This is a genomic window from Tychonema sp. LEGE 07196, assembly GCF_963890365.1.
Taxonomy (GTDB): Bacteria; Cyanobacteriota; Cyanobacteriia; order Cyanobacteriales; family Microcoleaceae; genus Microcoleus.
The window spans coordinates 61,232-68,890 of record NZ_CAWPRX010000142.1 but is presented as its reverse complement, the minus strand read 5'-3'; the positions used below and the strand labels follow the sequence as shown (position 1 = coordinate 68,890).

The following is a 7,659-nucleotide window of genomic DNA, read 5'->3' as shown; positions in this document are numbered from 1 at the left end:
CCGGAGCGAGTGCGACCATTTTTTAATATGTATTCAGAGTTACATTTGGGACAGTTCATAAGCTAAAATTTAAGGTAGGTTAAAAGAATAAAATTATAACACATTTTCCTTGCTATGCAGGACTACCCATTGCCTGAAGCTAAAGATATTGTTTTGAGTACGTCAATGTTTGGTACAGGTGTTGATATCGATCGCCTGGGTTTAATGATAGTCAACGGTCAACCCAAAACCACTTCATCCTACATTCAAGCTACGGGTCGCGTCGGCCGTTCTCAAGGAGGTTTAGTCATTACTTTCTTCAGAGCTAGCCGTCCGAGAGACTTAGACCATTACGAGTTTTTTACTGGGTATCACAGAGCTATTTATCGCTATGTTGAACCTATTACAGTCACACCATTCGCTGCTAGGGCTAGAGAGCGAGGTATGGGGCCCGTAGCCGTCGCCTTGCTGCGCCAAGCCAGAGAAATTCAGGGTATACCTGTTTTAGAGGAATGGGCGGGAAAAAACAATGCTTCTGTGATGCAAAATAATCGCAACTTAGCGGAGGAATTAGAGGCGATCAATCAAGTAATTAACAGGCGATCGCAAATTCAACTGCCAATTCGCCGCCCGCCGCAAGATCAGGTCGATCGCGAAGTGCGAGCAGGCTTCGCTCGCTGGCAAACAGTCGCAGAAAATGAAAACAATCTGGTTTATGAAGAATATGCGATCGATAAAGATCCAACCAAGCCCGTTGTCTTAGGAGATGAGCAACATCAAGAACGAAACTTTTCCGTCGTCTATCGGAATGCTCCCCAGTCATTGCGCGACGTAGAAGGAATGACACGCTTTGGTAGCATTCCCTCAAATTATCGACAAAACTCAGAAAATCAACGAGGTTAATTATGGCATCAAAAGGTCAATCTCTGCGGCCTTCACAGTACATTACAACTTTTGGGCCCGGCAGCATTCTGGAAACGCCAGACGGCCCAGTTGCGATCGCCTCTCCCAGCCATTCTCGGCTATTTGATAATAGTCATCCCGAACTTTATGAAATTCGAGACTTGCGACTTTCACAAACTCTGCTGAATAACAAAAAAATCTTTCGCCTACCATCTAACGCTGAATTAGGATTCAAAGAAAATTTAGTGGTATATAACGCTTATAATTTTCCGAGGTGGTCGCTGTGTCCAAATCACGGCATTCTTTACAGATACGAAAGTCAGTCTTTAATTGATTGTCCTCACTGTCCCAAGAAACGTACATGGGTAGAGGCATGGGCGAAGTCTCGCGAAGAAGCCGTTCGCTTTGTTTTAGCTTGCTCTCACGGACACGTTGATGAAGTTCCTTGGGGCTCGCTCATGAAACACAAGGGTAAATGTTCAGGTTCAAATTTCTACAAGTGGGAGGGCGGTGGAGGTGCAATCAAAAACATTCAGATTACCTGTCCAAATTGTGATGCTAAAGAAAACTTTGGAAACGCTTACTCTAGAAAGTTTCCATGTAGGGGTAAATTTATAGAACGAGCCTTAGAAGAAGGTACACACTGTGGAAAGCCAGCCAAAATAATTCAACGCGGTGCTGCTAATTTGCGAGTTTCTGAAATCAGGTCTGCACTGACAATTCCTCCATTAGATACAGCTTTACACCGCCTCCTTCAAAGCCGTGCTGTCTTAGATATTCTTGTTGCCGTACCTGTAAATTCTAAAAATGAGCTAGTACAGATTTTGAACAACTTAGTTAAAGGAAAGCGCCTCGATCCCACAATTACTGAAACTCTTAACCAGTATGATGAGGCGGAAATTATGGGAGCGATCGCTGACATTTTAGGCGAAATAAACAATTCCGAAGAAATAACAGAAGCAACACTGAGAAAAGATGAATTTATCAGCTTGCAAAATGCAGCTTGTGAGGGTGCTCCTCCTCAGCGATCGGATAAAGCAGGAGGGCCTAATCAATTTGAAGTGTATATCGAAAATGTGAGGCAATTCAACTTAGATTCAGGTCGAATTTTGAGGATAACACCGCTGAGCCGATTGCGAGTAGTAATGGTACAAATTGGCTACACGCGACCAATTGATGCAGACAATGAAAAAAATCAGCCGAAAATTGTCCCGGTTGAATATGTGCCTCCAAACGAGCGTATTGCTTGGCATCCTGGAGTTGAATTGTTTGGTGAAGGAATTTTTATCGATTTTGTATCAGACCGCGAACCTCAAGGAATTTCCGAGCATTTCCCTTTACAAGGAGAAGCCCCCAATCGCTGGCGACGCGCCTATAATGCACCCGAATGCTACCGAAAAATCAAGGCTATGCCAGGAACTAAAGAAGAGTATTTGCATCCTGTTTTTGTGTGGTGGCATACACTTTCTCACCGTTTAATCACAGCACTTTCAGTTGATTCTGGCTACTCTAGTGCGGCCATACGAGAACGAGTTTATACCTCTACAGTTAACAATAAAACAACAGGAGGTGTGCTGCTTTACACTGCTCAATCGGGCGGCGACGGGACACTGGGAGGATTAATCGGTTTAGTTCCCCATTTCGATCGCATTCTTAAATCTGCTCTTCGCAATATAGATGCTTGCTCTAATGACCCGATTTGTATTGAAGAACAATTTGGAGAAGACAAGGTAAACGGTGCTGCTTGCTATGCGTGTCAGTTAATTTCTGAAACTTCCTGCGAACACAGAAATACTTTACTAGACAGGGGATTGTTACTAGACAACTTACCGTAAAAAATCTCGCATACTTGCATAGTAGGATTGTACTTGCTCGACAATAGGTTTGGCTATCGCCTCAGCTAAAAGAGGCGGCACAGAATTACCAACTAACTCAAACATTCTCGTCATAGGTGCGTCAAATACAAAAAAATCTGGGAAACTTTGGAGTCTTGCAGCTTCTCTGACAGAAATACTTCTAGTCTGAGTTGGATGAATATAAGCTAAACAGTCTTTCTGCATATGTGCTGTTAGTGTCCACGAAGGTTTATGCGATTCTAAGCGTCTGTACTTGTCCTCAAAAATTTGATCGCTATAGCGTTTAAGATCGTCAGGTATATTTTTATATTTTCCTCCTTGAGGCATGATGCTAAATATATACAAATCTTTGTCATTGTGAGCGCGACAAAGATGATTCATTACTGTTGTGTCAGATTGGCTTCTCATCAATTTTTGATATTCGGATTGTGGCCCGCACTTGTAATCTGTGGCAGAGTCAACTTGCCTTGGTGCCGTATTTTTTGTTTTTAAGGACAGACATTTAGGCTCTAATTGCGGTAAATCTTCAATAGCTTCTCCCACAGAAATAGGAGAAGCTGTATTCGGTTCGGGAAACTCAAAATTTAGATTTAAATCCTTGCGCCGCCCGACGATGAACAGGCGTTTTCGGATTTGAGGCACGCCGTAATCAGAAGCTACTAAGATTTTTGAGCTAAGAGCATAGCCTGGATAGTCACCATCTTTTTTGTGCAGTCCATTTTCCAAATCTTCGATCAAAGTAGGGAAGATCCAGTGGCTGTTGAGATAATTAACATTTTCAATTACAAAAAAGTAAGGTTTATAATATTCAAGGAATCGAATAAAATCTTCGTATAAAAAGTTTCTAATATCTTTTTCAATATTCTTGCCTAAAGACCTCATTTTTCCTTTGCCAACTACTGAAAACACTTGGCATGGCGGCCCGCCAATTAAAATATCAACTTCTCCGGGCTGCAAACCAAGTTTACTTAAATCTGTAATGGATTCGATCGGTTTGGCATCCAGCTGGAGCTGGCAGTCAGGGAAGTTTTTATGATGAGTTCTGATGGCATGGGGATTTTTATCAATACCTCCGATAATCTCGCAGCCGGCATTTTGAAAACCTAAACTCATCCCGCCTGCACCGCAGAAGAGATCGAGTACAGTAGGAGCTTTGATTGTGGACTTGGTTTGCTTAGGCATCAATCAGGACAGTCTTTCAGGTAAACTAATTACTACGTGGTATAGTTTAGTCGAAAATACTGGCAAAAAAACTTCTGCTGCTGGCGATCGAATTTTTCCCGAGCTAGTTTATCAGGTGTTGGAGCATCGAAGGTCTGGCTATTTGATAGAGTAACACTAGGACGATCGGCACTAGGATCGGAATAGCAACCAACAATCCCCATTTGCCAAACCTCAACTTTTGGCCGTCCGATTTGAACAGGACAATCACAGCGATAATTCCCATGACTACCCAGAGGCCGCCGAAGCCCATGAAAACTGTATATCCTGCATCTTGCATTGTTTTTACCTGCTTTCGATAGCAATCAATCTTTAATGTTAGTTGCAGTTGGTTCCTGCTGAAATCTGCAAATCGATCGATCGCACTTACCAAATATGACTCATTTCGAGTTTGGTTGGCAGCGGCCTTCAACATCGCACTCGATCCGTGCAGTTCGATCGCTCATAATACTTGCTAAATCCTGCCTTCCCGTCAACCTCAGCCGCCAATCTGCCCAAATTCCGTACAGCCAATTAGCGATCGCCCCAATCACCGGCAACTTAGTAACAGCATAAATCCATCCCATCCCCAAAATCTCATAAATACGGCGAAAAACCTCCACATTTTTAACCGTAGTACCGTCGGGTAACACCGCGTGAATCCGCCCCATCGCCGTTTCGTAGTCAACTCCGCCGTGGGCTTCCGGGTTATAGCCATCCTCCGCGATATCCACAAACGACACCAAACCTCGCCCTGCATCCCGTTTCTTCAAAAAATTCACCTCTCGCACGCACAGCGGGCATTCAGCGTCGTACAGCAACTCGATTTGCCAAGAGGGCTTAACCTCAACAGATTCGGAAAACTCGGTTTTAGCAGCAGACATAGGGAAATATCTTTTAAGAGCGATCGCACACAAACATTTTACAAGAATTTTCTGGTAGCCCTACGACATTTATTATTTGTGCTTTGAAAATAGTCCCAAAGGTGAATTCAGTCTTGGCCGCCCGCAATGCTAATATCATCAAGATGTCCTTTGCCCAGTTGCCGGAGACTTTCGCCGACAGTCGAATCTCAAACAATTCCAGGCCAAGCACCTGCCAAGCACAACTGTTAATTCGGCAACAAAATATAATAAAATTTTAAAATCTCAAACATCCGCGATTCCCCCAACCAGCAAATCAACCCCAATCTAAAAGCAAAAATATACATGAATGTCAGAGTCCGTCTAGCCCCCAGTCCCACCGGAAACCTACACATCGGTACCGCCAGAACCGCCGTATTTAACTGGCTGTTTGCCCGCAACCAAGGCGGTCAATTCATCCTGCGGGTAGAAGACACAGATGTCGAACGCTCTAAAAGCGAATACACCGATAACATCCTCGAAGGACTCACATGGCTGGGGATGAACTGGGACGAAGGCCCGAGTTTTCAGTCCGAGCGTCTGGAAATATACCGCCAAGCAGTCCAAACCCTTCTAGACAATGGACTCGCCTACCGCTGCTACACCACGTCGGAAGAACTCGACGAAATGCGGGAAGCACAAAAAGCCAACAAACAAGCCCCCCGCTACGACAACCGCCACCGCAACTTGACAAGCAAAGAGCGCGCAGCTTTTGAAGGCGAAGGGCGACAAGCTGTGATTCGGTTTATCATCGACGACGATCGCACAATTTCTTGGAACGACATGGTGCGCGACACCGTAACCTGGCAAGGTAGCGACCTCGGCGGCGACATGGTAATTGCCAGGGCATCCAGCGGCGGCGTCATCGGCCAACCACTCTACAACCTCGCCGTAGTTGTCGATGACATCGACATGGCCATCACCCACGTCATCCGCGGCGAAGATCACATCGGCAATACTCCCAAACAAATATTGCTCTACGAAGCTTTGGGCGCGACAATCCCAGAATTTGCCCACACGCCGCTGATTTTAAACTCCCAAGGGCAAAAGCTTTCTAAACGCGACGGCGTAACCTCGATTTCTGACTTCAAAGATATGGGCTACCTGCCCGAAGCTTTAGTCAATTACATGACTTTGCTCGGTTGGACTCCGCCGGATTCAACGCAGGAAATATTTACACTGTCGGAAGCAGCAGAATTATTTACATTTTATCGAGTCAACAAAGCTGGTGCAAAATTTGACTGGGACAAACTCAACTGGCTCAACAGTCAATATCTCCACAAAATGCCAGTACCGCAATTGACAGATTTGCTGATACCTTATTGGCAGAAAGCCGGTTATGAGTTTGACGCCGAGGCAGACCGCCCCTGGCTCGAACAAATAGCTGCTTTAATCGGCCCGAGTCTCGTTCGCTTAACCGATGCTGTCGATATGTGCAAGTTGTTCTTCTCTCCCACTGTGGAATACGAAGAAGAAGCACTCGCACAGTTGCAGCAGCCAGGGGCAGCAGAGGCTTTACAAGCAGTTCTAGAAATTCTGGAAAGTCATGCCACCCTGCAGTCAGCCGAAGCTCAGAAAATCACTAAAAAGCTCAGTAAAGAGAAAAATCTGAACAAAGGGCTAATTATGCGATCGCTCAGAGCAGCTCTGACAGGTGCAATGCACGGCCCCGACCTGATAGAATCTTTGGTAATCCTTCACCAGCGCGGGACAGCGAAAACCCGCTTGCTTGAGGCCATTAGCAACTTGAATTTGCCCGCTGTTGGTGTCGCGGCCGAAACTCCTACCCCAGAACAACCAAACGCAGAAACAGTCGCCGAAACTTCTGTCGCACAACACCCAGCAGCGGAAGTTTCACCAGCCGAAATACCGACTTCAGCACCAGAGGTTTCAGCAGTCGAAATATCGGCTCCTGAAGCAGTGGCGGCCGAAGTTACAGCAGTCGAAATACCGACTTCAGAAACAGGCGAAGTGTCGGCTCTAGAACCAACCGACGGGGAGGTTGCAGCAGTCGAAATACCGGCTCTTGAAACAGTCGCAGCAGCAGTTGAAATACCTGCCGCCAACCAGCAAAAAACTATTGCGAGTGGAGAAATGACTTCATCAAACGAACCAGAAAAAACAATTATCATCACCGAAATTCCTGCTGAAAATGAAGCAGACAGTTCGAGCGGTACCACGCAAGTCATAATTACCGAAGAACCGCCAAGTCAGACCCAGCAGATCAAAGAACAAATTATCTCAATTTTGTCGGAGTTTCCCGCTTACATCGGTAGCTTTTACGAGCAGTACAAAAGCCCCCTGACAGTTGTCGGTGTAATTTTAGCCTCGATTGTTTCTTTGAAAGTGCTTTTGGGCATAGTAGACGAACTCAATGACATCCCCCTGCTAGCACCTACATTTGAGCTAATCGGTATCGGATACACCGCATGGTTTGTCTACCGCTATTTGTTGCGCTCTTCCAACCGCCAACAATTAGGTCAAGAAATTCAAGCTTTGAAAGAACAAATTCTTGGCAAAAAGTCCTAAAGTTTTGCTGGTAATTTGTTGAATTTGTGCCCGACATTGACAACTTTAAATAAGTTGTTAGTGTCGGGTTTTTTTATGACTAATGACTGTTAACTGTTGACTGTTAACTGTTGACTGTTGACTATTAACTGTTAACTGTTGACTAATAACTAATGCTTTCGGGCCAACTAACAACTAACAACTAACAACTAACAACTAACAACTAACAACTAACAACTAACAACTAACAACTAACAACTAACAACTACCAACTGCCAACTGCCAACTAACAACTAACAACTGCCAACTAA

The 7,659-nt window shown here is 44.9% G+C and carries 6 protein-coding genes and 1 pseudogene; 4 read left to right on the top strand and 3 right to left on the bottom strand.

What is annotated here, in order from left to right; translation table 11 throughout:
* Positions 1-114: 114 nt before the first annotated feature.
* Both AACV78_RS16285 and drmB read left to right on the top strand, forming a co-directional pair.
* Entirely contained in the window at positions 115-882 is a 768-nt protein-coding gene (locus AACV78_RS16285) for a helicase-related protein (protein WP_194012300.1), read from the top strand.
* A 2-nt stretch (positions 883-884) separates the two neighbouring features.
* A complete protein-coding gene (gene drmB, locus AACV78_RS16280; RefSeq protein WP_194012301.1) occupies positions 885-2,717 on the top strand; it encodes a DUF1998 domain-containing protein in 1,833 nt (610 codons plus the stop codon).
* On the opposite strand, the gene AACV78_RS16275 is transcribed toward drmB, so the two are convergent.
* From AACV78_RS16275 to AACV78_RS16265, 3 genes are all read right to left on the bottom strand, one after another.
* Positions 2,709-3,920, bottom strand: coding sequence for a DNA cytosine methyltransferase (locus AACV78_RS16275; RefSeq protein ID WP_194012302.1), 1,212 nt, complete (start codon positions 3,918-3,920; stop codon positions 2,709-2,711). The genes drmB and AACV78_RS16275 overlap by 9 nt on opposite strands.
* Positions 3,921-4,023: 103 nt before the next feature.
* Positions 4,024-4,239, bottom strand: a complete 216-nt coding sequence (locus tag AACV78_RS16270) for a hypothetical protein (protein WP_194012303.1) — start codon at positions 4,237-4,239, stop codon at positions 4,024-4,026.
* 100 nt (positions 4,240-4,339) lie between these two features.
* Positions 4,340-4,822, bottom strand: a complete 483-nt coding sequence (locus AACV78_RS16265; RefSeq protein ID WP_194012304.1) for a thiol-disulfide oxidoreductase DCC family protein — start codon at positions 4,820-4,822, stop codon at positions 4,340-4,342.
* 324 nt (positions 4,823-5,146) lie between these two features.
* On the opposite strand from AACV78_RS16265, the pseudogene gltX reads away from it, so the two are divergent.
* Both gltX and AACV78_RS16255 read left to right on the top strand, forming a co-directional pair.
* Positions 5,147-6,568 (top strand): annotated as a pseudogene (gltX, locus tag AACV78_RS16260) (glutamate--tRNA ligase); the annotation flags it as partial.
* Between the two features lie 366 nt (positions 6,569-6,934).
* Positions 6,935-7,369 (top strand): CAAD domain-containing protein, encoded by a 435-nt coding sequence (locus AACV78_RS16255; RefSeq protein WP_339383680.1) that lies wholly within the window; start codon positions 6,935-6,937, stop codon positions 7,367-7,369.
* Positions 7,370-7,659 lie beyond the last annotated feature (290 nt).

What these genes read in the sequence shown, in the direction of transcription:
- AACV78_RS16285 (WP_194012300.1), top strand. Translation starts at nt 115, where the DNA reads ATGCAGGACTACCCATTGCCTGAAGCTAAAGATATTGTTTTGAGTACG.
- drmB (WP_194012301.1), top strand. Translation starts at nt 885, where the DNA reads ATGGCATCAAAAGGTCAATCTCTGCGGCCTTCACAGTACATTACAACT.
- AACV78_RS16275 (WP_194012302.1), bottom strand. Translation starts at nt 3,920, where the DNA reads ATGCCTAAGCAAACCAAGTCCACAATCAAAGCTCCTACTGTACTCGAT.
- AACV78_RS16270 (WP_194012303.1), bottom strand. Translation starts at nt 4,239, where the DNA reads ATGCAAGATGCAGGATATACAGTTTTCATGGGCTTCGGCGGCCTCTGG.
- AACV78_RS16265 (WP_194012304.1), bottom strand. Translation starts at nt 4,822, where the DNA reads ATGTCTGCTGCTAAAACCGAGTTTTCCGAATCTGTTGAGGTTAAGCCC.
- AACV78_RS16255 (WP_339383680.1), top strand. Translation starts at nt 6,935, where the DNA reads ATGACTTCATCAAACGAACCAGAAAAAACAATTATCATCACCGAAATT.